This window comes from Mycobacterium sp. 2-64 (assembly GCF_035918375.1).
Taxonomy (GTDB): Bacteria; Actinomycetota; Actinomycetes; order Mycobacteriales; family Mycobacteriaceae; genus Mycobacterium; species Mycobacterium intracellulare.
In genome coordinates this window covers 1,060,137-1,085,184 of record NZ_CP142361.1, presented here as the reverse complement: position 1 = coordinate 1,085,184, position 25,048 = coordinate 1,060,137, and the positions used below count along the sequence as shown (strand labels likewise).

The 25,048-nt window shown below is 70.9% G+C and carries 23 protein-coding genes; 12 read left to right on the top strand and 11 right to left on the bottom strand.

Annotation, left to right across the window (positions count from 1 at the left end):
• Position 1 precedes the first annotated feature (1 nt).
• The 4 genes from manA to QGN31_RS05180 form a co-directional block, all read right to left on the bottom strand.
• The gene (manA, locus tag QGN31_RS05195) at positions 2–1,228 is read right to left on the bottom strand and encodes a mannose-6-phosphate isomerase, class I (protein WP_009957368.1); all 1,227 of its coding nucleotides are present in this window, start codon (positions 1,226–1,228) and stop codon (positions 2–4) included.
• Between the two features lie 8 nt (positions 1,229–1,236).
• The gene (locus tag QGN31_RS05190) at positions 1,237–2,349 is read right to left on the bottom strand and encodes a hypothetical protein (protein WP_014942811.1); all 1,113 of its coding nucleotides are present in this window, start codon (positions 2,347–2,349) and stop codon (positions 1,237–1,239) included.
• On the bottom strand, positions 2,346–3,743 hold the full coding sequence (locus QGN31_RS05185) for a phosphomannomutase/phosphoglucomutase (protein ID WP_041787100.1): 1,398 nt from the start codon (positions 3,741–3,743) through the stop codon (positions 2,346–2,348). Before QGN31_RS05185 ends, QGN31_RS05190 begins: the two co-directional genes overlap by 4 nt.
• An 82-nt stretch (positions 3,744–3,825) precedes the next feature.
• Positions 3,826–4,272 (bottom strand): DUF3499 domain-containing protein, encoded by a 447-nt coding sequence (locus QGN31_RS05180; protein WP_193375011.1) that lies wholly within the window; start codon positions 4,270–4,272, stop codon positions 3,826–3,828.
• A 201-nt stretch (positions 4,273–4,473) separates the two neighbouring features.
• On the opposite strand from QGN31_RS05180, the gene QGN31_RS05175 reads away from it, so the two are divergent.
• The gene (locus tag QGN31_RS05175; RefSeq protein ID WP_009955382.1) at positions 4,474–4,896 is read left to right on the top strand and encodes a metallopeptidase family protein; all 423 of its coding nucleotides are present in this window, start codon (positions 4,474–4,476) and stop codon (positions 4,894–4,896) included.
• A 16-nt stretch (positions 4,897–4,912) separates the two neighbouring features.
• On the opposite strand, the gene QGN31_RS05170 is transcribed toward QGN31_RS05175, so the two are convergent.
• A complete protein-coding gene (locus tag QGN31_RS05170; protein WP_014380966.1) occupies positions 4,913–5,251 on the bottom strand; it encodes a WhiB family transcriptional regulator in 339 nt (112 codons plus the stop codon).
• A gap of 389 nt (positions 5,252–5,640) precedes the next feature.
• Here QGN31_RS05170 and cofD point away from each other — a divergent pair, with 389 nt between their 5' ends.
• Genes cofD through QGN31_RS05150 form a run of 4 tightly spaced genes read left to right on the top strand, consistent with a single transcriptional unit; the run spans position 5,641 to position 10,160 of the window.
• Complete coding sequence (cofD, locus tag QGN31_RS05165; RefSeq protein ID WP_014385678.1) at positions 5,641–6,642, top strand: 2-phospho-L-lactate transferase; 1,002 nt, start codon at positions 5,641–5,643, stop codon at positions 6,640–6,642.
• Positions 6,639–7,991: a coenzyme F420-0:L-glutamate ligase gene (locus tag QGN31_RS05160; RefSeq protein ID WP_014385679.1), complete on the top strand. Its 1,353-nt coding sequence runs from the start codon at positions 6,639–6,641 to the stop codon at positions 7,989–7,991. The genes cofD and QGN31_RS05160 overlap by 4 nt, the downstream gene beginning before the upstream one ends.
• A 28-nt stretch (positions 7,992–8,019) precedes the next feature.
• The gene (locus tag QGN31_RS05155; RefSeq protein WP_014942812.1) at positions 8,020–9,618 is read left to right on the top strand and encodes a class I SAM-dependent methyltransferase; all 1,599 of its coding nucleotides are present in this window, start codon (positions 8,020–8,022) and stop codon (positions 9,616–9,618) included.
• Positions 9,615–10,160, top strand: coding sequence for an NUDIX hydrolase (locus tag QGN31_RS05150; protein ID WP_014385681.1), 546 nt, complete (start codon positions 9,615–9,617; stop codon positions 10,158–10,160). The genes QGN31_RS05155 and QGN31_RS05150 overlap by 4 nt, the downstream gene beginning before the upstream one ends.
• Before the next feature lie 54 nt (positions 10,161–10,214).
• On the opposite strand, the gene QGN31_RS05145 is transcribed toward QGN31_RS05150, so the two are convergent.
• The 3 genes from QGN31_RS05145 to rfbD are packed head-to-tail and all read right to left on the bottom strand — an operon-like array spanning position 10,215 to position 13,063.
• Complete coding sequence (locus QGN31_RS05145; RefSeq protein ID WP_008259820.1) at positions 10,215–11,291, bottom strand: sugar phosphate nucleotidyltransferase; 1,077 nt, start codon at positions 11,289–11,291, stop codon at positions 10,215–10,217.
• Between the two features lies 1 nt (position 11,292).
• Positions 11,293–12,183, bottom strand: coding sequence for a glycosyltransferase family 2 protein (locus tag QGN31_RS05140; RefSeq protein ID WP_008259824.1), 891 nt, complete (start codon positions 12,181–12,183; stop codon positions 11,293–11,295).
• Positions 12,176–13,063 carry a dTDP-4-dehydrorhamnose reductase gene (gene rfbD, locus QGN31_RS05135; RefSeq protein ID WP_014385682.1) on the bottom strand — a complete coding sequence of 296 codons (888 nt, stop codon included), beginning with the start codon at positions 13,061–13,063 and terminating at the stop codon, positions 12,176–12,178. Before rfbD ends, QGN31_RS05140 begins: the two co-directional genes overlap by 8 nt.
• A gap of 125 nt (positions 13,064–13,188) precedes the next feature.
• On the opposite strand from rfbD, the gene QGN31_RS05130 reads away from it, so the two are divergent.
• From QGN31_RS05130 to ctpC, 4 genes are all read left to right on the top strand, one after another.
• Positions 13,189–14,661, top strand: coding sequence for an LCP family protein (locus QGN31_RS05130; RefSeq protein ID WP_036389908.1), 1,473 nt, complete (start codon positions 13,189–13,191; stop codon positions 14,659–14,661).
• A 6-nt stretch (positions 14,662–14,667) separates the two neighbouring features.
• A complete protein-coding gene (locus tag QGN31_RS05125; protein WP_014385683.1) occupies positions 14,668–15,384 on the top strand; it encodes a TIGR03089 family protein in 717 nt (238 codons plus the stop codon).
• A gap of 107 nt (positions 15,385–15,491) precedes the next feature.
• Positions 15,492–15,773, top strand: a complete 282-nt coding sequence (locus QGN31_RS05120) for a DUF1490 family protein (RefSeq protein ID WP_008259830.1) — start codon at positions 15,492–15,494, stop codon at positions 15,771–15,773.
• An 8-nt stretch (positions 15,774–15,781) separates the two neighbouring features.
• Positions 15,782–17,998: a manganese-exporting P-type ATPase CtpC gene (ctpC, locus tag QGN31_RS05115; RefSeq protein ID WP_014383193.1), complete on the top strand. Its 2,217-nt coding sequence runs from the start codon at positions 15,782–15,784 to the stop codon at positions 17,996–17,998.
• Positions 17,999–18,004: 6 nt separating this feature from the next.
• Here ctpC and QGN31_RS05110 read toward each other — a convergent pair whose 3' ends face one another.
• Positions 18,005–18,655: a cation transporter gene (locus QGN31_RS05110; RefSeq protein ID WP_014385684.1), complete on the bottom strand. Its 651-nt coding sequence runs from the start codon at positions 18,653–18,655 to the stop codon at positions 18,005–18,007.
• Positions 18,656–18,813: 158 nt separating this feature from the next.
• Between QGN31_RS05110 and QGN31_RS05105 the strand changes: the two genes are divergently transcribed.
• Positions 18,814–19,728 (top strand): class I SAM-dependent methyltransferase, encoded by a 915-nt coding sequence (locus QGN31_RS05105; RefSeq protein WP_014385685.1) that lies wholly within the window; start codon positions 18,814–18,816, stop codon positions 19,726–19,728.
• Between the two features lie 15 nt (positions 19,729–19,743).
• Positions 19,744–20,940, top strand: a complete 1,197-nt coding sequence (locus tag QGN31_RS05100) for a CaiB/BaiF CoA transferase family protein (protein WP_014942813.1) — start codon at positions 19,744–19,746, stop codon at positions 20,938–20,940.
• A gap of 3 nt (positions 20,941–20,943) precedes the next feature.
• On the opposite strand, the gene QGN31_RS05095 is transcribed toward QGN31_RS05100, so the two are convergent.
• Entirely contained in the window at positions 20,944–22,929 is a 1,986-nt protein-coding gene (locus QGN31_RS05095) for a serine/threonine-protein kinase PknD (RefSeq protein WP_014942814.1), read from the bottom strand.
• Positions 22,930–22,944: 15 nt separating this feature from the next.
• Positions 22,945–24,051 (bottom strand): phosphate ABC transporter substrate-binding protein PstS, encoded by a 1,107-nt coding sequence (pstS, locus tag QGN31_RS05090; protein ID WP_026071225.1) that lies wholly within the window; start codon positions 24,049–24,051, stop codon positions 22,945–22,947.
• A 184-nt stretch (positions 24,052–24,235) separates the two neighbouring features.
• Between pstS and QGN31_RS05085 the strand changes: the two genes are divergently transcribed.
• A complete protein-coding gene (locus QGN31_RS05085; protein ID WP_009953225.1) occupies positions 24,236–25,030 on the top strand; it encodes an ATP-binding cassette domain-containing protein in 795 nt (264 codons plus the stop codon).
• Positions 25,031–25,048: the final 18 nt, after the last annotated feature.

Sequence of the window (25,048 nt, the reverse complement as noted above, 5' to 3'; positions counted from 1 at the left end):
GCTACAGCCCCACCGTCGCCCTGAACAGCTTGCTCGGCTCGTGCGCGACCAGCCGGATCGGGGCGTCGTCGGCCGCCACCCACGCGGCCATCCCCCGCTTGAGCGTCAGCGAGCCGGACTTGCCGTGCACCGTCGTGGAACCCTGGATGCACAACAGGATCTGCGGGCCGTCGTGGCTGCACGTCGCATCCACCTCGTGGCCGACGTACTCGTCTTCGAGGTCCAGCAGCGCGACGGCGAACTCGTCGGTCGGCGTCTCATAGATCAGCCCGAAGCCCTCGCGGCGGATGTGCGGCCGCAACCGCTCCTCGGTGGTGGGCGCGAAGTCCAGGACCCGCAGCAGCTCGGGCACGTCGACGTGCTTGGGGGTCAGCCCGCCCCGTAACACGTTGTCGGAGTTGGCCATCACCTCCACCGCGAAACCCCGCAGGTAGGTGTGCAGGTTGCCGGCCGACACGAAGATGGCCTCACCCGGTCCCAGGCTGACGCGGTTGAGCAGCAACGCCGCCAGCACGCCGGCGTCGCCGGGATAGCGCTCGCCGAGCTCGAGCACCGTCTTGGCCTCGGCCGCGAATTCGGTTGCCCCCGAACTGAGGTACGCGATCGCGCCGTCCAGCACGGCGGGCACCAGCACGTCGATGTCGGGCTGCGGGGCGGTGATCCACGTGGTGAACAACGCGCGCAGGCCGTCGGCGTCGGACTGGTCGTTCAGCAGATCGATGAAGGGGTCGAGGTCGGAGACCGCCAGGGCCCGCAGCAGCTCGACGGTGCGCGACACCTGGCGGAAGCCCGCGAGCGCCTCGAACGGGTGCAGCGCCACCAGCAGCTCCGGCTTGTGCGAGGTGTCGCGATAGTTGCGCACCGGCGAGGTCAGCGGGATGCCGACCCGCTCCTCGCGCAGGTAGCCCTCGGCCGCCTGCGCGGCGCTCGGGTGCGCCTGCAGCGACAGCGGCTCGTCGGCGGCCAGCACCTTGACGAGGAACGGCAGCACGTCCCCGAAGCGGGCCCGCGACCCGGGGCCGAGCTGGCCCTCGGGGTCGGCGTCGAGCGCCTCGAGCAACGTGATCTCACCGTTGTCGGTTTCCAGCCAGGCCGGGTCGCCCGGGTGGGCGCCGAACCAGAGCTCGGCCTCCGGATGCGCCGCCGGCACCGGACGTTCGGTGAACTCGGCGATCGCGGTACGCGAACCCCACGCGTACGTTCTCAAGGCCCCGCGAAGCAGTTCCACTGTTCTATTTATCCCCGCACCAGTCGCATGTAAACCGCGGCCATCTCCAGCCGGACGGCTAATACTGCCAGCTGCTGCTCGACGCGACCGGGACCCCCCAGCGCAGGCGAAACACCGGAGCCGGCCGAGCCGCCGGGTCCGTCGGGCACATCCTCGGCGGCGAGCAGGTACACGTCGTCGAGCCCGGCCGTCCGGGCGGCCACCACGGTCTGCTCGGCCGCCAGGATGATCGCCAGCACCCGCAGCCGCGGCGGCAACGGCCCGTCGATCTCCTCGTCGTGGAACAGGGCGGCGTCCGGATCGGCGATGGCACCCCCGAAACCGGACGAGGCCGCGGCGCGCAGGGCGACCACCGCGTCCGCCAGCCCGGTGGCCGGGGTGACCTGGTTCGCGATCCGCAGCAGCACCGAGCTGCCGTGCCGAGCCAGGGCCAGCGTCGCGGCTCCGTCGCCGGCCAGCGCGATCTGGCGGTCGGCGATGCGCGCGGCCAGCAGCTTGGCCGGATTGGTGAACAGCTCGCGGGCGGCGCTGTTGCGCAGCGCCTCGGCGTCGAGCTCGTCGGCGAGCAACGCCAGGTCCACGCTGGGCCGTGGGTCGACGGCGTGCACCACCGCGAGCCCGGCGGCCAGATACCGGCACAGCCCGAATTCGTCGGGAACCCCCAGCCGGGGCGCCAGCACCGCCGCGTGCCCGGCCGTGGCGTCGCGCAACGGACCCTCGTAGGGCGCGGCCACCACGACCCGCGCGCCACGCCGCACCCCGGTCGCGGCGGCGGCGACCAGCGCGGGGTCGCCGGGGTCGTCGCCCGCGACGATCAGCACGTCGAGCGGCCCCACCCACGGGGGCGCCTCGCCGGCCAGCGTGAACGGCTGGGACGCCACCGAATTCAACGTCGCGGCCAGGATCGCCCCGGCGGTCTCCGCGGTGCCACGGCCCGACACCCAGATCACGCTGCGCGGACGGTCCTCGGCGCGCAGCGGGTCCAGTGCGCCCTCCTCGACCGCGGTGGCGATCGCACGCACCTGCGCGCCGGCCGACGACGCCGCCCGCAGCAGGCCGTCGCGGTCGGCGGTCAGCAGGCCGTCGGTGTCTTCGAGATCGATTGCCTGGGTGGCGTTCACGGGGCGGCCTCCGCGCGCGGGGTCTGCGCGGCGATTTCGGCGCTGATCTGGGCGACCACGGCGCCGACGTCCTCGGCGGTGCGGCCCTCCACGTTGAGCCGCAGCAGCGGCTCGGTGTTCGAGCTGCGCAGGTTGAACCAGTTGCCGTCGCCCAGGTCGACCGTCACGCCGTCCACGTGATCGAGGGAGTGGATGCGGGTGCCGAACGATCTCAGCACCGCCTCGGTGCATTGCGCGGCGTCGGCCACGGTGAAGTTGATCTCGCCGGACGATTCGTAGCGCTGGTAGTCCGCGGTCAGCTCGGACAGCGGGCGGTCCTGCTCGCCGAGCGCGGCCAGCACGTACAGCGCGGCCAGCATCCCGGAGTCGGCGCCCCAGAAGTCGCGGAAGTAGTAGTGGGCCGAATGTTCGCCGCCGAAGATCGCGCCGGTGTCGGCCATCAGCGCCTTGATATAGGAGTGGCCCACCCGCGAGCGCAGCGGTGTGCCGCCGCGCTCGCTGACCAGTTCGGGCACCGCGCGCGAGGTGATCACGTTGTGGATGATCGTCGCGCCGATCTCGCGGCCCAGCTCGCGCGCGGCCACCAGGCTGGTCACCGTCGACGGCGACACGGGGTTGCCGCGTTCGTCGACCACGAAGCAGCGGTCGGCGTCCCCGTCGAAGGCCAGCCCGATGTCGGCGCCGGTCTCGCGCACGAACGTCTGCAGGTCCACCAGGTTGGCGGGTTCGAGCGGGTTGGCCTCGTGATTGGGGAAGGAGCCGTCGAGCTCGAAGTACAACGGCAACAACGTGATCGAGGCGATCGGGCCGAGCACCGCGGGGGTGGTCAGGCCGGCCATGCCGTTGCCGGCGTCGACGGCCACGCGCAGCGGGCGCAGCCCCGAGGTGTCCACCAGGGACCGCAGGTACTGCCCGTAGTCGGCCAGCACGTCGCGGTCGGAGACGGTGCCGGGTGGGCCGTCGTAACCCTGCACGCCGGCGATGACGTCGTCGGCGATGACGCGCAATCCGCTCTCGGCGCCGACCGGTTTGGCCCCCGCCCGGCAGAGCTTGATTCCGTTGTAGGCGGCGGGGTTATGGCTCGCGGTGAACATCGCGCCGGGGCAGTCCAGCAACCCGGAGGCGAAGTAGAGCTGATCGGTCGAGGCCAGACCGACGCGCACCACGTCGAGGCCCTGGCCGGTGACGCCGGCGGCGAAGGCCGCGGCCAGGGTGGGCGAACTGTCGCGCATGTCGTGGCCGATCACGACTTGGCGGGCGCCCTCGGCGCGCATCAGTCTGGCGAAGGCTGCGCCCAAATCGGTGACCAGCGGCTGGTCGAGCTCTTCGCCGACTAGACCACGCACGTCGTACGCCTTGACGACACGGTGGACAGTCGCGGCGGGCCGAGACATGCGGGACTCCTGACGACGTGAACTCTTGGCCGTCAGCCTATCGGGCCGAAGAGAACACGAGCCGCGGTGCGGGCGGATTCGCCTAGTCGCTGGGATCGGGCAACACACGCAGGTGCCCGCGGCGCCTTCCGGACCGATGCTCCGGCGGGGCGAGCACGCTGCTGCTGGGCGCGGTGGCCTGGGTGCCGCCGTGATGGAGGTGCGGGTCGGCGAAGCCGTTCACGGGCGTTGGGGCGCCGCCGTACGGCGCGCCGCGATCCCCCGAACCTCCTTCGCGGACGGCGTCGGCCAGGGCGACCAGGTCGTCCTCGTCGGGGTGGGTGGGCAGGGGGCCGGCATGGCGCACCAGCTCCCATCCGCGGGGGGCGGTGATGCGGCCGGCGTGGTTGACGCACAGATCCCAGGAGTGCGGTTCCCGAGCGGTCGCCAGCGGGCCGACGACTGCCGTCGAGTCCGAATAGACGAACGTTAGGGTCGCCACGGCGTAGTGCGGGCACCCGGGCCGGCAACAGCGACGGGGAACGTTCACGCTCGAAAGGCTATCGTGCGCAAACGCCGCCGAAGCGCCGGACACGCGCAACCGGACGGCCGCCGATGTCCAACCGTTACCATCGGCCCAATGAGTGAATCCCGCGGCGATTCGCGCAGCTCCCCGCAAAGAGATCGGTTTTCGGACGGATCGGCTCCGCGCCGGCCCGCCGGCCATCGACGGTTCCGCCGGGGTCGCGAGATGCGCGGGGCGCTGCTGCCCCCCAGCGTGCCGGGGTGGCGCAGCCGCGCCGAGCGGTTCGACATGGCGGTGCTGGAGGCCTACGAGCCCATCGAGCGGAGCTGGCACGACCGGCTGGCCGACCTCGACGTGGCGGTCGATGAGATTCCGCGGATCGCGGCCAAGGATCCCGACAGCGTGCAGTGGCCGGCCGAGGTGATCGCCGACGGGCCGATCCCCCTGGCCCGGTTGATCCCGGCCGGTGTCGACATCCGCGGCAACTCCACGCGGGCGCGAATTGTCCTGTTCCGCAAGCCAATTGAGCGACGGGCGAAGGACACCATCGAACTCGGCGACTTGCTGCACGAAATCCTGGTGGCCCAGGTCGCCATCTATCTCGACGTTGAGCCATCGGTCATCGATCCGACGATCGACGACGAATAACGACGGTGCGCGGCTTTTAGATGATGCCGCGCTTGAGGCGGCGGCGCTCGCGTTCGGAGAGACCGCCCCAGATCCCGAAGCGCTCATCATGCTCGAGGGCGTACTCGAGGCACTCGTGGCGCACCTCGCAACCCAGGCAGATCTTCTTGGCCTCGCGGGTGGAACCACCCTTTTCCGGGAAGAAGGCCTCGGGGTCGGTCTGGGCGCACAGCGCCCGGTCCTGCCACTGGTCGGCGACGGGCGCCGGCAACGGCTCGGGCTCGAATGCGCCTGGCGCATCAGGAACCACGGTCAAATGCGGCCGGGCGGGTCGGGCCGGCGCCGAGTCGATCGGGGTGTGCGGCGTGCTCGCCATTGCGCCTCGAAAAGTTTCGTAAGACATACGGTCGTCCGCCTCCTCAGCTTGATTGAGAAAGAGTGATTGATTTCCCACTGTTCTGATGTACAGACAATTCGAACAAGTGATCGAATCTCGGTCTGCGACACCGGAGTCGGCCGGCCAACCGGGAAATGACACTGATGTGATTAGACACGGGTTGATCTGCCGGGTCAAGCACTTCGGCGCATTTCCATACCATCTCGTGATCGAATTTCGGCGTTTCTGTTGCTTTGGGCCGTCGGCGTGTTGATCACATAGCTCACAACTTCCCCACAAGTCGTGGGGAGCCCCGACTTTGAGGCAGGCCCGACGGGCCCACCACCGCACGCTCGTCGGGCAGTACTGTCGTGCTGTGTGAGGCTCAAGTGAAGGTCACCGTCCTGGTCGGTGGGGTTGGCGGCGCCCGCTTCCTGCTGGGGATTCAACAGTTGTTCGGGCTGGGTCAGTTTCACACGCAAGGGCGCCCAGACACGAAAGCCGGCAGTCACGAGCTGACGGCGATCGTCAACGTTGGCGATGACGCCTGGATCCACGGACTGCGAGTCTGCCCCGATTTGGACACCTGCATGTACACCTTAGGTGGAGGTGTCGACCCGGAGCGAGGGTGGGGGCACCGCGACGAAACCTGGCACGCCAAAGAGGAATTGGCGCGCTACGGGGTGCAGCCGGACTGGTTCGGACTCGGCGACCGCGACCTGGGCACCCACCTGGTGCGCACCCAGATGCTCAACGCCGGCTACCCGCTGTCGCAGATCACCACGGCGCTGTGCGACCGCTGGCAACCGGGCGCGCGGCTGCTGCCCGTCACCGACGACCGCTGCGAGACGCACGTGGTGATAACCGATCCCGACGACGGCGGCCGGCGGGCCATCCACTTCCAGGAATGGTGGGTGCGCTACCGCGCCCAGGTGCCCACCCACAGCTTCGCGTTCGTCGGCGCCGAAAAGGCAGCGGCCACAACCGAAGCCACAGCGGCCATCGCCGAGGCGGACGTCATCCTGCTGGCCCCGTCGAATCCGGTGGTGAGCGTCGGCGCCATCCTGGCGGTCCCCGGCGTTCGCGGCGCGCTGCGGGCGGCGAAGGCCCCGGTCGTCGGCTACTCGCCGATCATCGGTGGAAAGCCGTTGCGCGGCATGGCCGATGCCTGCCTGTCGGTGATCGGCGTCGAGTCCACCGCCGAGGCCGTCGGCCGCCACTACGGCGCGCGTCGGGGCACCGGCATCCTGGATGGCTGGCTGGTGAGTGAAGGCGACGGCGCCGACATCGAGGGCGTCGCGGTGCGCTCGGTGCCGCTGGTGATGACCGACCCCGAGGCGACCGCCGAGATGGTCCGCGCCGGGCTGGAGCTGGCGGGGGTGGCGTTTTGACCCCCTCCCCCGGCGAGCACGGCACCGCCGCCGCGATCGAGATCCTGCCCGTCGCCGGGCTGCCCGAATTCCGGCCGGGCGACGATCTGGGCGCGGCCGTCGCCGCGGCCGCGCCGTGGCTGCGCGACGGCGACGTCGTGGTGGTCACCAGCAAGGCGGTGTCCAAATGCGAGGGCCGGCTGGTGCCGGCGCCCCGCGACCCGGAGGAGCGCGATCGGCTGCGGCGCAAGCTGGTCGACGACGAGGCCGTTCGGGTGCTGGCCCGCAAGGGCAAGACCTTGATCACCGAGAGCCGGATCGGGCTGGTGCAGGCCGCCGCGGGCGTGGACGGCTCCAACGTCGGGCGCGACGAGTTGGCCCTGCTGCCCGTCGACCCGGACGGCAGCGCCGCCACGCTGCGCGCCGCGCTGCGCGAGCGGCTCGGCGTCGAGGTCGCCGTCGTCATCACCGACACCATGGGCCGCGCCTGGCGCAACGGCCAGACCGACGCGGCGGTGGGCGCCGCGGGACTGGCTGTGCTGCACGGCTATTCGGGGGCGCTCGACCAGCACGGCAACGAGTTGCTGGTCACCGAGGTCGCGATCGCCGACGAGATCGCCGCGGCCGCCGACCTGGTCAAGGGCAAACTGACCGCGATGCCGGTGGCGGTGGTGCGCGGCCTGTCCGTGACCGACGACGGCTCGACGGCACGGGACTTGTTGCGGCCCGGCACCGAAGACCTGTTCTGGCTCGGCACGGCCGAGGCGATCGACATGGGCCGCCGCGAGGCGCAGCTGCTGCGCCGATCGGTGCGCCGGTTCAGCGCCGAGCCGGTCCCGGCCGATCTGGTGGAGGCGGCCGTCGCCGAGGCCCTCACCGCGCCGGCCCCCCACCACACCCGCCCGGTGCGGTTCGTCTGGCTGCAGCACCCGGGCACCCGGGCCCGGCTGCTGGACCGCATGAAGGACAAGTGGCGCAGCGACCTCGCCGGCGACGGCAGGCCCGCCGAGGCCATCGAGCGCCGGGTGGCGCGCGGCCAGATCCTCTACGACGCGCCCGAAGTCGTCATCCCGATCCTGGTTCCCGACGGCGCCCACTCCTATCCGGACGCCGCCCGCACCGACGCCGAGCACACCATGTTCACCGTGGCCGTCGGGGCGGCCGTGCAGGCCCTGCTGGTCGCGCTGGCGGTGCGCGGGCTGGGCAGCTGCTGGATCGGGTCGACGATCTTCGCCGCCGACCTGGTGCGCGCCGAGCTCGACCTGCCCGCCGACTGGGAGCCGTTGGGCGCCATCGCCATCGGCTACGCCGCCGAGCCCGCCGGCCCGCGCGACGCCGCGGATCCCGGGGACCTGCTGATCCGCAAGTGAGCCGTCGTTTTTCCGAGATACTAAGCCCATGAACTTCGCGGGCAAGGCGGCGGCCTCGGCCGACAAAGTCCGCGGCGGCTACTACACCCCGGCGCCGGTGGCGCGCTTTTTGGCCCGCTGGGTTCGCGAGGCCGGCCCCAAGATCGTCGAACCCTCCTGCGGTGACGGCGCGATCCTGCGCGAGCTGGCCGCGCTCAGCGACCGCGCCCAAGGCGTCGAGCTGATCGCGCGCGAGGCGGCCAAGGCCCGCCGGTTCGCGCCCGTCGACACCGACAGCCTGTTCACCTGGATGACCCGCGCCGCCGAAGCCGGCGCCGGCGGCTGGGACGGGGTCGCCGGCAATCCGCCCTACATCCGGTTCGGCAACTGGGCGTCGCAGCACCGCGACCCGGCCCTGGAGCTGATGCGCCGCGCGGGGCTGCGCCCGACCAGGCTGACCAACGCGTGGGTGCCGTTCGTCGTGGCCGCCGCACTGCTGGTGCGCGACGGCGGGCGGGTGGGCCTGGTGCTGCCGGCCGAGCTGCTGCAGGTCTCCTACGCCGCGCCGCTGCGCGACTTTCTGGTGAGCCGATTCCGCGACATCACGCTGCTGACCTTCCAGCGCCTGGTGTTCGACGGCATCCTGCAAGAGGTCGTGCTGTTCTGCGGCATAAGGGACACGGTCGGGTCCGGCCCCGCCCGCATCCGGACCGTGCACCTGCCAAACGCCGACGCGCTGGCGCGGGCGGACCTCGAGGCCGGCTGGGCGCCCGCGCTGCTGCACGAAAACGAGAAGTGGACCAAGTACTTTCTGGACCCCGCCGCGATCCGGCTGCTGCGCGCGCTCAAGGGCTCCGGCGCCCTGCTCCCGCTCGGGTCCGTCGCCGAGGTCGACGTCGGCATCGTGACCGGGCGCAACGCGTTCTTCACCCTGACCGACGCCCAGGCGGCGGAGCTGGGTTTGCGGCCGCACTGCGTCCCGCTGGTCTCGCGCAGCGCCCAGTTGTCCGGGCTGGTCTACGACACCGATTGCCGGGCAAGCGATCTCGCGGCCGGGCACCGCGGCTGGCTGCTCAACGCGCCACGCGAGCCGGCCGATCCCGCGTTGATCGCCCACATCCTCGCCGGGGAAGCCGCCGGCGTGCACCGCGGCTACAAGTGCTCGATCCGCACGCCCTGGTGGCGGACGCCGTCGCTGTGGGCGCCGGATCTGTTCCTGCTGCGCCAGATTCACCGGGCGCCGCGGCTGACCGTCAACGGCGTGGGCGCGGTGAGTACCGACACCGTGCATCGGGTGCGCCTGTCCGGTGAGGACCCCGCCGACCCAGCGGCGCTGGCCGCGGTGTTCCACAACAGCGTGACGTTCGCCTTCGCCGAGATCATGGGCCGCAGCTACGGCGGGGGCGTGCTGGAGCTCGAACCCCGCGAGGCCGAGCAGCTGCCCATCCCCGCGCCGGCACACGCCGATCCCGACCTCGCCGTCGATGTGGACCTGCTGTTGAAGGCGGGCGAGATCGACAAGGCGCTCGACCTCGTCGACCGTCGCGTGCTGATCGACGGGCTGGGACTGCCGGCCGAGGCGGTGGCGGACTGCCGCCGGGCGTGGGCATCGCTGGCCGATCGCAGGAAACGGCGGCGCACCCGGTGAGCCTGCGGGAGTCGGTGATCGCGACCCTGTCCGGCTGGGAACCCCCCGACGCGGGCCAGGATTCGTTGCGGCACGCCGTCTTGGCGTTCGTCGCGGCCCGCGACGACGCGTGCCGCCGCGAGTGTGTGCCGGGGCATGTCACCGCCTCGGCGCTGGTGCTCGATGACGCCGGCGACCGGGTGCTGCTGACGTTGCACCGCCGCCTGGGCCGGTGGGTGCAGCTGGGCGGCCATTGCGACGACGACGACGCCGACATCGTCGCCGCGGCGTTGCGCGAGGCCACCGAGGAGTCCGGGGTCGACGGGCTGCGGATCGAGCCCGAATTGGCGGCCGTGCACGTGCACCCGGTGGTGTGCTCGCTGGGCGTGCCGACCCGGCATCTGGATTTGCAGTTCGTGGCGCACGCGCCGGCCGGCGCGCGGATCGCGATCAGCGACGAGTCGGAGGACCTGCGCTGGTGGCCCGCCGACGAGTTGCCGGAGGGCACCGATCACGCGCTGGCGTACCTGGTGTCGCGGGCGCTCGGTCGAGCGCCCGGCTAGCCGCACATTCGCAGCCGAGTGCCCGGCTAGCCGGGCACTCGTCGGGAACGGCCTTCAGACGTCGGACGAGTAGCGGATCCCGCCGTCGGGAATCGAGACACCGGGCCACACCCGGGCGCCGCGCAGCAGTTCGCACCGCGCGCCGATGTCGGCGCCGTCGCCGATCACCCCGTCGCGGATCAGCGCCCGCGGGCCGATGCGCGCGCCGAACCCGATGATCGAGCGCTCGATGACGCTGCCCGCCTCGACCTTGGCCCCGTCGAAGACCACCGCGCCGTCCAGCCGGACGCCGGGCCCGATCTCGGCGCCGCGCCCCACCACGGTCCCGCCGATCAGCACCGCGCCCGGCGACACCGCCGCGCCGTCGTGCACCAGCTGCTCGCCGCGGTGGCCATGCAGGGCGGGAGACGGCGCGATGCCGCGCACCAGATCCGCCGATCCCCGGACGAAGTCTTCCGGGGTGCCCATGTCGCGCCAGTAGCTGGCGTCGACGTAGCCGCAGACCTTGACGCCGGGATCGGAAAGCAGCGCGGGGAACACCTCGCGCTCCACCGAAACCTCACGGCCGCGCGGGATCCGGTCGATCACGCGGCGCGAGAACACGTAGCAGCCGGCGTTGATCTGGTCGGTCGGCGGATCCTGCGTCTTCTCCAGGAAGGCGGTGACCCGGCCGTCCTCGGTGCTCACGCAGCCGAAGGCCCGCGGGTCGCCCACCCGCACCAGGTGCAGGGTGACGTCGGATTCCTGGGCGCGGTGGAAGTCGAGCATCTGGCCCAAATCGGCGCCGGAGAGCACGTCGCCGTTGAACACCATGGCGGTGTCGTGCCGCAGGTGGCCGGCGACATTGGCGATGCCGCCGCCGGTGCCCAGCGGGCTCTCCTCGGTGACGTATTCGATCTGCAGGCCCAGCTTTGAGCCGTCACCGAACTCCGCCTCGAAGACGCCGGCCCGATACGACGTGCTCAAGATGACGTGCTCGATGCCCGCCGCGGCGACCCGCGACAGCAGATGGGTGAGGAACGGCAGTCCGGCCGTGGGCAGCATGGGCTTGGGCGCCGACAGCGTCAGCGGCCGCAGCCGGGTGCCCTTGCCGCCGACCAGGATCACGACGTCGACTTGCGGAGTTCCCACCTCAGTGTCGCCCTTCTACCAGTTTCGCCCGGCCCGACGCGCGCACCGCGCTGCGCACCATCAGGCGGGAACGTACCGCCAACGAGGCGCGCAGCGCCCAGCGCAGCGGCGCGCGCAACCAACCGGCATGCCGGTCGGCCAGAAACATATACGTGCTCTTGTGATGGGCGGCGAGGTGGCTGGCCGGGTCCCCGCCCGTGGAGTGGCCCTTGTGGTGCAGGACTTCCGCCGACGGCACGTAGACGGACAGCCAGCCCGCCTTGCCGAGCCGGTCGCCGAGGTCGACGTCCTCCATATACATGAAGTAGCGCTCGTCGAACCCGCCGATCTGGCCGAACGCCGACCGCCGCACCAGCAGGCACGACCCCGACAGCCAGCCCACCGGGCGCTCGCTGGGCTCCAGCCGCTCCTGGCGGTACGCCGCCGACCACGGGTTGGTTTTCCAGAACGGCCCGACGACCGCGTGCATGCCGCCGCGGATCAGGCTGGGCAGGTGCCGCGCCGACGGATACACCGAGCCGTCGGGATCGCGGACCAGCGGGCCCAGCGCACCGGCGCGCGGCCAGCGCGATGCGGCGTCCAGCAGGGCGTCGATGCTGCCCGGTCCCCACTGCACGTCCGGGTTGGCCACGATCACCCACTCGTCGTCGCGGTCCAGCTGCGCGACGGCGCGATTCACCGCGGTGCCGTAGCCGAGGTTGGCTCCGGTGTGAAACAGCCGCACGTTGGGATAGCGATCGACCGCCGCCTGCGGGGTGCCGTCGGTGGAGCCGTTGTCGGCCAGCAGCACGCACACCTCCCGCTCCGTGGCCAGCGACAGCGAGGCCAGGAAGCGCTCCAGATGCGGGCCCGGCGAGTAGGTCACCGTCACGACCGGCAGCACGTCAGTCACGCGTAGAGGGTAACGGTCGATCGGCCGCGGCCAGGGCCGCGACAAGCGCGGGGCGCCAGGGCCGCAGCGGCCGCAGCCCGGCCGCCGCGGACTGGCCACCCGACAGCGCGGAGTAGGCCGGTCGCGGCGCCGGCCGGGGAAAGCGGTCGGTGCCGACCGGACGCACCCGCGCCGGGTCGGCGCCGCACTCCTCGAAGACGGCGCGGGCCTGCTCGAACCGCGAGACCGCGCCCTCGTTGGCGGCGTGCAGGATCGGGCCGGGCACGCGGTCGTCGACGATCTGCAGCAGCGCGGCGGCCAGGTCGCCGACGTAGGTCGGCGAGCCGATCTGGTCGTCGACCACGTCCACCGGGCCGTCCCCGGCGGCCAGCCGGCGCATGACGGCGACGAAGTCCTTGCCGGCGCCGCCGGTGTAGACCCAGGCGGTGCGGACGACGACCGCCTCGGGCAGCGCGGCCAGGACGGCCTGCTCCCCCGCGGCCTTGCTGCGGGCGTACACGCCCTGCGGCGCGGTCTGATCGCTGGGCTCGTACGGCCGCGGTGCGGCGCCGCCGAAATCGCCGTTGAAGACGTAGTCGGTGGAGACGTGGATCAACTGGGCGCCGGCCCGCGCGCAGGCCCGCGCGATGTGCCCGGGACCGGCCTCGTTGACCGCGAAGGCGCCCGCCTCGTCGGTCTCGGCGCCATCGACGTCTGTGTAGGCCGCGCAGTTGATCACCACGTCACCGCGCTGCACGATCCGTTCGGCGGCCGCGGGGTCGGTGATGTCCCACTGCGACGACGAATGCGCCAGGACCTCCCGGCCCTGATCCGCCGCCAGCGAGCTCAAATAGCCGCCCAGCTGCCCACCGGCGCCGGCGATCACGATCCTGCCTGACATGGTTCGAGTTTGGCATGGCCCGGCGAAGCCCAGAAAAGCGCGGGGCCCAAGAAATCGCGGGGTAGCGCGGGCCACGCCGCGATCGGCTACCCGTGAAGCTCGTGTGTCGCAAGTAATGTAGTGGGATGCCTGTGCAACGTGTGGTTCGTGTGATTGCCACCGTGCTGACGCTCGCGGTCGTCGTCGGCACCGGGATCGCGTGGAGCAATGTCCGGTCCTTCGAAGACGGCATCTTTCACATGTCGGCGCCCTCGCTGGGCAAGGGCGGCGACGACGGCGCGATCGACATCCTGTTGGTCGGCCTCGACAGCCGCACCGACGCGCACGGCAACCCGCTGTCCCAAGAGGAACTGGACACGCTGCGGGCCGGCGACGAGGAAGCCACCAACACCGACACGATCATCCTGATCCGGATCCCCAACAACGGGAAGTCGGCAACCGCGATCTCGATCCCGCGCGACTCCTACGTCGCCGCCCCCGGCCTGGGCAAGACGAAGATCAACGGCGTCTACGGCCAGACCCGGGAGGCCAAGCGCGCCAGCCTGGTCCGCGCCGGCGACGCCGCGGCGGACGCGGCCGCCCAGGGCACCGAGGCCGGCCGCGAGGCGCTGATCAAGACCGTCGCCGACCTGACCGGCGTCACCGTCGACCACTACGCCGAGATCGGCCTGCTCGGCTTCTCGCTGATCACCGAGGCCCTCGGCGGCGTCGACGTCTGCCTCAAAGAGCCGGTGTTCGAGCCCCTTTCGGGTGCCGACTTCCCGGCGGGCCCGCAACGGCTCAGCGGCCCCGAAGCCCTCAGCTTCGTGCGCCAGCGCCACGAACTGCCGCGCGGCGACCTGGACCGGGTGGTGCGCCAGCAGGTGGTGATGGCCTCGCTGGCCCACCGGGTCATCTCCGGCAAGACGCTGTCCAGCCCCACCACGGTGCGGCGCCTGGAAGCCGCCGTGCAGCGTTCGGTGGTGATCTCGGCCGGGTGGGACGTGATGGATTTCGTGCAGCAGATGCAGAAGCTGGCCGGCGGCAACGTCGCGTTCGCCACCATCCCGGTGCTCGACGGCGCCGGCTGGAGCGACGACGGCATGCAGAGCGTGGTGCGGGTGGACCCACACCAGGTGGCCGACTGGGTGAACGGACTCCTGCACGAGCAGGAGGAGGGCAAGACCGAGGAGATCGCCTACACGCCCGCGAAGACCACCGCCAGCGTCGTCAACGACACCGACATCAACGGGCTGGCCGCGGCCGTGTCAGACGTGTTGAGCGCCAAGGGTTTTGCCACGGGCACGGTGGGCAACAACGACGGCGGGCACGTCAAGGCCAGCCAGGTCCGCGCCGCCAAGAGCGACGACATGGGGGCCAAGGAGGTCTCCAAGGAATTGGGTGGGCTGCCGGTGATCGCCGACGCCTCGCTGGCGCCGGGCGCGGTGCGGGTGGTGCTGGCCAACGACTACAGCGGCCCGGGCTCGGGCCTGTCGGGCACCGAGACGATCATGCCCGCGCGGGTGTCCACCGCCGGCGCGGTGGCCACCAACCCCAACGTCCCCCCGCCGTCGCCGATCCTGACCGCCGGCTCCGACAAACCGGAGTGCATAAACTAACGACCCGTGCAGCAACCGAGCACGCTGAGCGGGGCCATCCTCGATCCGATGTTGCGGGCCGACCCGGTCGGCCCGCGGATCACCTACTACGACGACGCGACCGGCGAGCGCATCGAGTTGTCCGGGGTGACGCTGGCCAACTGGGCCGCCAAGACCGGCAACCTGTTGCGCGACGAACTGGGGGCCGGGCCGGCCAGTCGCGTCGCGATCCTGCTGCCCGCGCACTGGCAGACGGCCGCGGTGCTGTTCGGGGTGTGGTGGATCGGCGCCGAGGCGGTGCTGGCGGGGCCGGCCGACCTGGCGCTCTGCACCACCGAGCGCCTTGACGAAGCCGACGACGCGGTGGCCGGGGGCGAGGTCGCGGTGCTGTCGCTGGACGCGTTCGGCCGCCCGGCACCCGACCTGCCGATCGGTGTGACCGACTACGCCACCGCGGTGCGGGTGCACGGCGACCAGATCGTTCCCGAACCGCGCCCGGGGCCCGCGCTGGGTGGCCGCTCGGTCGACGACGTGCTGGCGGATTGTCAAACATCCGCGGCGGCAAGGGGTTTGACGTCGAGCGACCGCGTGCTGTCCGGCAAGCCGTGGACCGAACCCGCCGAGCTGGTGGACAACCTGCTGGCGATCATGGCCGTCGGCGCCTCGCTGGTGCAGGTGGCCAACGCCGATCCGGACGCGCAGTCGCGCCGCATCGAGACCGAAAAGGTCACCCGGGTGCTCTGAGGCGGCGCCACCCGCCCCGGCACGATTCATATTGATATCGCAATATTTCGATGTTAACGTCGAGCGAGCACGGGCTGAACACGCGGACGACGAGGAAGGTTGCGGCAATGGCGGTGTACGGGCTCTTGGCGAAGGCGGCGGGGACGGTCGTCACCGGGCTGGTCGGCGTGACGGCCTACGAGGTGGTGCGCAAGGCCGTGGCCAAGGCGCCGCTGCACGAGACCGCGGTGAAGGGCGCCGAGCTCGGTCTGCGCGGCACCCGCAGGGCCGAGGAGGCCGCCGAGTCGGCGCGCCTGCGCCTCGCCGACGTCATGGCCGAGGCCCGCGAGCGCATCGGCGAGGAGGCGCCCACGCCGTCGATCGCAGAACCCCACGACCACGAGCACTGATCGCCGCTATGGACCTCGCCCTAGTCCCCGACGTTGACGACGAGGTGCGGGCGAAAGACCCCGCGCTGCAGGTGATTTCCGACGCCGCCGGACGTATGCGGGTCGCGGTCGCCTGGGTGCGCGCCGATTCGCGGCGCGCCGTGGCGGTCGAGGAGGCCGTCGCCAAGTGCGAGGGCGTGCGCGTGGTGCACGCCTACCCGCGCACCGGGTCGGTGGTCGTCTGGTATTCGCCGCGGCGCTGCGACCGCTCCTCGGTGCTGGCGGCCATCGGCGACGCGGCGCACGTCGCCGCCGAACTGATCCCGGCGCGCGCGCCGCACTCCACCGAGATCCGCAACGCCGACGTGCTGCGCATGGTGATCGGCGGCGCGGCGCTGGCGCTGCTCGGGATGCGCCGCTACGTGTTCGCGCGGCCGCCGCTGCTCGGCCCCAGCGGCCGGCTGTTCGCCACCGGTGTCACCGTCTTCACCGGCTACCCCTTCCTGCGCGGCGCGCTGCGCTCGCTGCGCTCCGGCAAGGCCGGGACCGACGCGCTGGTCTCCGCGGCGACCGTGGCGAGCCTGGTGCTGCGGGAGAACGTGGTCGCGCTGACGGTGCTATGGCTGCTCAACATCGGTGAGTACCTGCAGGATCTGACGCTGCGACGGACCCGTCGGGCCATCTCGGAGTTGCTGCGCGGCAACCAGGACACGGCGTGGCTGCGGCTCGACGACGGCCCCACCCCGCGCGAGGTCCAGGTGCCGATCGACACCGTGCAGATCGGCGACGAGGTCGTGGTGCACGACCACGTCGCGATCCCGGTCGACGGCGAGGTGGTCGACGGCGAGGCCGTCGTCAACCAGTCCGCGATCACCGGGGAGAACCTGCCGGTCAGCATCGTGGCCGGCGCGCACGTGCACGCAGGTTCGGTGGTGGTGCGCGGACGCCTGGTGGTGAGGGCCAGCGCGGTCGGCAACCAGACCACCATCGGGCGCATCATCGCCCGGGTCGAAGAGGCGCAACACGACCGGGCGCCGATTCAGACCGTCGGCGAAAACTTCTCCCGCCGTTTCGTTCCCACCTCGTTCATCGTCTCGGCCATCACGCTGGCGATCACCGGTGACGTCCGCCGGGCGATGACGATGCTGCTGATCGCCTGCCCGTGCGCGGTGGGTTTGGCCACCCCGACGGCGATCAGCGCGGCGATCGGCAACGGCGCGCGCCGCGGCATCCTGATCAAGGGCGGTTCGCACCTCGAGCAGGCCGGCCAGGTGGACGCGATCGTGTTCGACAAGACCGGCACGCTCACCGTCGGACGCCCGGTGGTCACCAACATCATTGCGCTGCACAAGGACTGGCAGCCCGAACAGGTGCTGGCCTACGCGGCCAGCTCGGAGATCCACTCGCGGCACCCGCTGGCCGAGGCGGTGATCCGCTCCACCGAGGAACGCCACATCACCATCCCGCCGCACGAGGAGTGCGAGGTGCTGGTCGGGCTGGGCATGCGGACCTGGGCCGACGGCCGGACCCTGCTGCTGGGCAGCCCCGGGCTGCTGCGCTCCGAAAAGGTCAGGGTGTCCAAGAAGGCGTCGGAATGGGTGGACAGGCTGCGCCGCCAGGCCGAGACGCCGCTGCTGCTGGCCGTCGACGGCACGCTGGTGGGTTTGATCAGCCTGCGCGACGAGGTGCGGCCGGAGGCCGCCGACGTGCTGAAGAAGCTGCGCGCCAACGGTATTCGCCGGGTGGTCATGCTCACCGGGGATCACCCGGACATCGCCGAGGTGGTGGCGCGCGAACTCGGGATCGACGAGTGGCACGCCGAGGTGATGCCGGAGGACAAGCTCGCGGCGGTGCGCGAGCTGCAGGACGAGGGCTTCATCGTCGGGATGGTCGGCGACGGCATCAACGACGCGCCCGCGCTCGCGGCCGCCGACATCGGCATCGCGATGGGGCTGGCCGGAACCGACGTCGCCGTGGAGACCGCCGACGTGGCCCTGGCCAACGACGACCTGCATCGCCTGCTCGACGTGCGGGACCTCGGGGCCCGCGCCGTCGACGTCATCCGCGAGAACTACGGCATGTCCATCGCCGTCAACGCCGCCGGGCTGATCATCGGGGCGGGCGGCGCGCTGTCCCCGGTGCTGGCCGCGATCCTGCACAACGCGTCGTCGGTGGCGGTGGTGGCCAACAGCTCCCGGCTGATCAGATACCGGTTGGATGCGCCGCGCAACGGCAGCGGCAACTGACCCGGCTCAGCAGCCGCACTGCTCGCCGCGCCAGGCGCGCACGCCCTGCCACACGGCGACACCGGCGATCGCGAGCCCCACGGCGGGGTCGATCCACCAGGCGCTCGACCACAGCGCCGTCGCCGCGAGGCCGATCAGCACCCCGGCCGCCTGGGCGCCGCACAGGTAGTTCTGAATCCCCTCGGCCTCGGTGGCGCCCGAGCCCAGCCGCGCGCCCAAGCGGTGGTTCGCCCGGCCCAGCACCGGCATGAGCAGCAGGGCCAGGGCGGTCAGGGCGATGCCGATCATCGACGTCTCGGCGCGGTGTTCGCCGACCAGCTCGCGGATGGATTCGGCGGCGATGTATGGGGCGGTGAGCCAGAACGACACCGCGACGCCGCGTTGTGCGCGCCGCTCGGCGCTCGGGGAAAAGGTGCGCGCGCCGCTGAACCGCCACACCACCATCGCGCTGGCCAGCGCCTCCGACGCCCCGCCGAGGGCCCAGCCGGTCAGGGCGATGGAGCCGACCGAGAGCCCCTGCCACAGCCCGACGGCGCCCTCGACGAGCACCACGGCCAGGCTGATCCACGCCAGCCGGCGCGCCCACGCGGCGCCGCGCCGCCAGCCGGCGTCGTGCGCGGCGGTGCATTCCTGCGTCAGGGCGGCCGATGTGGTCATTGGGCCAGGTTAGCGAGCGCGCGGCGGGGCCGGGGTCGCAACACCCGGCCGTGATCGATCTGTGTCGCGCCGCCGGCACGGCGGGGCCCGGCCCGCCGGCCGCCGCCCGGCGTTGGTAGTTATTGTGGCTAACCAGTAGACCCGAAGGGATTTCCGCGATGGCGCGCACCGACGACGACACCTGGGACCTGGCGACCAGCGTGGGCGCGACCGCCACCATGGTGGCCGCGGGACGGGCCCGGGCCACCCGGGACGGCCTGATCGACGACCGGTTCGCCGAGCCGCTGGTCCGCGCGGTGGGCGTCGACTTCATGACCCGGTGGGCGGCCGGTGAACTCGACTCCGCCGACGTCGACGAGCCCGGTGCCGCGTGGGGCATGCAGCGCATGACCGACATGATGGCCGCCCGCACCCGCTACATCGACGCGTTCTTCGCCGAGGCGGGCGCGGCCGGCATCGGTCAGGTGGTCATCCTCGCCTCCGGCCTGGATGCGCGCGCCTACCGGTTGCCCTGGCCCGCGGGCACCACGGTGTTCGAGATCGACCAGCCGCAGGTGCTCGAGTTCAAGGCCGCCACCATCGCCGACCTCGGCGCCGAGCCGACCGCCGAGGTGCGCAACGTCCCGGTCGACCTGCGCCACGACTGGCCGTCGGCGCTGCGCCAGGCCGGCTTCGACGCCGGGCGACCCGCCGCCTGGGCCGCCGAGGGGCTGATCGGCTTCCTGCCGCCGGAAGCCCAGGATCGGTTGCTGGACAACATCACCGACCTGTCCGCCGACGGCAGCCAGTTGGTTGCCGAGGTGTTCGCGAACACAGGCACCAGCGGGGACGCGCTGAACGCGGCGAGCGAAAAGTGGCGGCAGGGCGGCCTCGACATCGCGCTGGGCGACCTGGGCTTCCCCGGGCCGCGCAACGACGTGGCGACCTACCTGCAGCAGAAGGGCTGGCAGCCGGTGCGCACGCCGCTGAATCAGCTGCTGGCCAACACCGGGCTCCCGCTGCAATCGACCGACCCCGAGGCGCCCTTCGCCCAGAACTACTACTGCACCGCGGTGCGCAGCGCGGCGCGTTGAGGAAGGCAGGCACCAGTGCCAAACAGCAAGCCACCCAAGCCACTTGACGGATTTCGGGTGCTCGACTTCACCCAGAACATCGCCGGGCCGATGGCCGGCCAGGTGCTGGCCGACCTGGGGGCCGAGGTCATCAAGGTCGAGGCGCCCGTCGGCGAGGCGGCCCGCCACATCACCGCGGTGCTGCCCGGCCGCCCGCCGCTGGCCACCCTGTTCCTCCCCCACAACCGCGGCAAGAAGTCGGTGATGGCGGACCTGCGCGACGACGAGGCCAAGCAGCAGATCATGCGGCTGGTCGACACCGCAGACGTTGTGCTGGAAGGGTTTCGGCCCGGGGTGATGGAACGCATGGGACTGGGACCCGACGAGCTGCAATCCCGCAACCCCAAACTCATCTACGCGCGCCTCTCGGCCTACGGCGGCAACGGCCCGGAGGGCAGCCGGCCCGGCGTGGACCTGATGGTCGCCGCCGAGTCCGGCATGACCACCGGGATGCCCACGCCCACCGGCAAACCCCAGATCATCCCGTTCCAGCTCGTCGACGCCGCCAGCGGACACGTGCTGGCGCAGGCGGTGCTGGCCGCGCTGCTCAACCGCGAGCGCCACGGCGTGGCCGACGTCGTGCGGGTCGCCATGTACGACGTCGCGGTCAGCCTGCAGGCCAGCCAGCTGACCATCCACCTGAACAAGCCCAACGCGGAACCCAAGCCGTCCGACTCAACGCCAAAGCCCAAGCGGCGCAAGGGTGTCGGGTTCGCCACCCAGCCGTCGGACGCCTTCAAGGCGGCCGACGGATACCTGGTGATCAGCGCGTACGTGCCCAAGCACTGGGACAAGCTGTGCGAGATCATCGGCCGCCCCGACATGCGCGACGACGAGCGGTTCATCGACCAGCGCGCCCGGGCGCTCAACTATCCGGAACTCACCGAGGAACTCGAGAAGGCGCTGGCCGCCAAGACCGCCGACGAATGGGTCCGGCTGCTGCAGGACGGCGGCCTGATGGCCTGCCACGCCTACACCTGGAAGCAGGTGGTCGGCACCGCGCTGTTCGCGGAGAACGAGCTCGCCCTGCCGGTCGGTGAGGGTGAGGACGCGGTCACGGTGATCCGCACCCCGGCACGCTATTCCAGCTTCGACGCTGACGCCACCGACCCTCCACCGGCCCTCGGGCAGCACACCGAGGAGTATCTGGGCGCACCGCAACCCGCGTCGTGAGCCTCAGGGCGTCAGCTTGACCACCCGGTCGTTGCCGCGGTCGGCGATATAGACGCTTCGTTCCTTGTCGACCGCCACCGCCAAGGGCGTGTTGAGCCCGTCGAACGGCAGGACGGTCGGCGTGTTCGAGCCCGCCGGGAACTTCAGCACGTCACTCTTGTCGTGTTCGGTGACGTAGACGGTGCCGCTGTTGTCCACCGCGATGCCCCACGGCACGGAGACGTTCTGAAATGGCAACTCCGCCTGGGTATTCGAATTGGCGTCGAGCTTGACGATCCTGTTGTTGTCGGTGTCGGCGACGTACACGGTGCCCGCGGCGTCGACGGCGACACCGTCGGGATTCTTCAGTCCGTTGAACGGCAACTCGGTCTGGGTCTTGGATCCCGCCGCCAGCTTCACCACCCTGCTGTTGCCGCGGTCGGCGACGTACACCGCGCCCTGGCTGTCGACCGCGACGCCCTCGGGGTAGCTCAGACCGGAAAACGGCAGCACCTTCTGGTCGTTGGAGCCCGCGGCCAGGCTGACCACCCGGTTGTTGAAATCGGCGACGTACACCGTGCCCGCGCCGTCGACGGCCAGACCCTGCGGCTGGTAGAGCCCGTGGAACGGCAGCACCGTCGTGGCGTTCGAACCGGCCGTCAGCTTCACCACGCGCCCGTACATGCCCTCACTGGTGACGTAGACGTCGCCGGCACTGTCCAGCGCCACCCCGCCCGGGGACAGGCGGAAGTCAATCCCGTTGAAGGGCAACACACTTTGACCGGACGCCTCCTGTGCCGGCCCCGAGGACCGCGTGGACAGGTAACCGGCGACCGCCACGATGAACGCCACGAGGGCGACGAGCGCGATGGCGCCGACGATGATCCACTGCTTTCGCTTGCTGTCGATCGGCACGGCGGGACTCCTGAAGTCCGGCCCGGACCCGTAGGTGTGGCCGAACGTCGTTGGGGCGGGACGGATCATCGAGGGGTGATGGCCGGAGCGCTCGGACCAGCCGGTGCCGCCGGGCCTCGGGGCCACCGGACCGGCCATGGTCTCGGCGGCGGGCCAGGACTGCGGCTCGCGCTCCGGGAGCTGGGCCGACGCCTCCGCACGCTGGACCGCGTCCTCCCCTTCGCGCAGGATCGTGGTCGCCTTGCGCTGCTCGGACGTGGTCAGCGCGTCATGCGCGGCGGCGGCGAATTCGCCCGCGGTGCGATAGCGCTCCTCGGGACGTTTGGCCATGCCCTTGGCGATCACCTGATCCAGGGCGGGCGGAAACGCCCCGGGGCGCAGTTGGCTGGGCGACGGGGGTGCCTTCGTCAGGTGCGCGGCGACCAGCCGTTCGATCGTGTCGGCCCGATACGGCGGCGAGCCGGTCAGGCACTCACTCAAAACGCATGCGAGCGAATAGATGTCGGCGCTGTGGGTGACGGTGTCGTCGGTGAAGCGTTCCGGCGCCATGTAGTAATACGTGCCGATCGCGGTCCCGAACTGGGTCAACCCCGGATCGGTTGCGGCCCGGGCGATTCCGAAATCCGCCAGGTACGCGAAGTCGCTGCCGGTGATCAGGATGTTGCCCGGTGTGACGTCGCGGTGCGTCACCCCGATGGCGTGCGCCGCGTCCAGGGCGGCGGCGACCTGGCTGATGATCGCGATCGCCCGCGGCGCGGCCAGCGGCCCGTCCCGGCGCAACAGTGTGCCCAGATCGACGCCGTCGACGAGGCGCATGTCCACATAGAAACGCCCGTCGATCTCGCCGTAGTCGTGGATCGGCACCACATGCGGTTCGGTCAGCCGTCCGGCGATATCGGCCTCGCGCTGCAGGCGCGCACGGAACTCCGAGTTGCCGGAGAACTGTTGTGAGATCAGTTTCAGGGCCACCATGCGGTGCTTGCGGGTGTCCTCGGCCTCGTACACCTCGCCCATGCCGCCCTGGCGCAGCAGGCGCACCAGCCGATAGGGCCCGAACCAGGACCCGGCCCGCGAGGCCGGTCCGCTATCGCTCACCGTCGAGTCTCCATGTCACGAAATCGCATTGACCGCGCCCGACAGCTTCGCCGTGAACGAGCTGGGCAGCGGGATGGAACCGTACTGGTCCAGCCCCTCCTGGCCCGGCCCGATCGCGGCCTGCATGAACGCCTTCACCGCCTTGCCCGTCGCCGCGTCCGGATACTTCGAACAGACGATTTCATAGGTCGCCAGCACGATCGGGTACGCGCCGGACTGTGTCGGCTTGTAGAACGACGAGGTGTCCAGCACCAGGTCGTTGCCCTGCCCCTTGAAGGTCGCCCCGGCGATCGTCTTCTCGACGCTGTCCTTGGTGATCGGCACCGCGTCCGGGCCCGCCGACGTGATGATCGACGCCATGTTCAGCTGCTTGCCCACCGCGAACGACCACTCGTTGTAGGTGATCGACCCCTCGGTGTTCTGCAGCAGCGCCGATGTGCCGTTGTTCCCGCTGGCGCCCTGCCCGACGCCGCCGTTGAACACCTCGCTGTCGCCCTTGCCCCAGGCGCCGTCCGACGCGCCGTCGAGGTACTTCTGGAAGTTGGCGGTGGTGCCGGATTTGTCGCTGCGGAAGATGACCGTGATGGGCGTCGACGGAAGGTTGAGGCCCGAGTTGATCGCCTTCAGCGCCGGATCGTCCCACTTGGTGATGGTGCCGTTGAAGATCTTCGCCACGGTGGGCCCGTCCAGTTTCAGCCCGCTCACCCCGGTCAGGTGATAGGTGACCGCGATCGGTCCGAACACCGTGGGCAGATCCCAGGCCTGCGAACCGCACCGCTGCGCCGCCCGGTCATTTTGACCGGTGGACGGGTCCAGCGGGACATCGGAACCGGCGAGATCCGTTTGGTTGTTCAGGAATTCGGTCACGCCGGCGCCGGAGCCGTTGGCGTCGTAATCGAGCGTGTAACCCGGGCAGGCCCGAACGTAGGCGTAGACGAACTGCTCGATGGCGTTTTGCTGCGCGGTCGAGCCGCTGTCTTTGAGGACCTTCTTACCGCCGCAGTCCACCGACGCCTGCTTGCCGCTCGATCCCGACGACGAGTTGTTGTCGCCGCATCCCGCCAGCGCCAGGGCGACGGCGGCCACCACGCTCAGGGCGACGCCAGATCGAGCGAACCTCACGAAACTCCTTCGATCGTCAACAAAAGTTAACCAATCGCGAATATACAAACCCTTGACAAAGAATAAGAGGTTAATGGCCGGTGACCGCGTGCCGGGCGCAAACACGTAGCATCGGTTGTCAATGCGTCGCGAACAACAGTTACCGGCCGCAGTTGCGGCTCCTGTCGCCGATGGTGGCCAGCTCATGCGGGCCGTCGACCTCACTTTGGGGTTCGGCCCCAAAACGGTCCTCGAGCAGGTCAGCCTCGACTTCCCCGCCCGTTCCGTCACCACCCTGCTGGGGCCGACCGGCTCGGGCAAGACCACCTTCCTGCGCACCCTGAACCGGATGAACGACAAGGTCTCCGGATTCCGGCACAGCGGTGACGTCCTGTTGGGCGGGCGCACCATCTTCGCCGACCGCGACCTGATGGAGTTCCGCCGCAGCGTGGGCATGCTGTTCCAGCGTCCCAACCCGTTCCCGATGTCGATCATGGACAACGTGGTGGCCGGCGTGCGCGCGCACAAAATGGCGCCGCGCAAGCAATTCAAAACCGTCGCCGAGGCCCGGCTCACCGAGGTCGGCCTCTGGGACGCGGTCAAGGATCGCCTCGGGGATTCGCCGTTCCGGCTCTCCGGTGGCCAGCAGCAGTTGTTGTGCCTGGCCCGCGCGCTCGCGGTCAACCCGGACGTGCTGTTGCTCGACGAGCCCACCTCGTCGCTGGACCCGACCACCACCGAGAAGATCGAGGGACTCATCCGCTCCCTCGCCGACCGACTGACCGTGATCATGGTCACCCACGATCTCGCGCAGGCCGCCCGCACCGGCGACCGGACCGCCTTCTTTTTCGAGGGCAGGCTGGTCGAGGAGGGGCCGACCAAGCAGTTGTTCCTGTCGCCGCAGCACGAGGAGACCGTCCGCTACTTCGCGCCGTTCCGGCCGGCACAGGGCTCGGATCGGGGCTCCTCGCAAACGGCCGGGGTCGCGGAAAGCCAATAGCGGGAAAGGGTCTCGCCG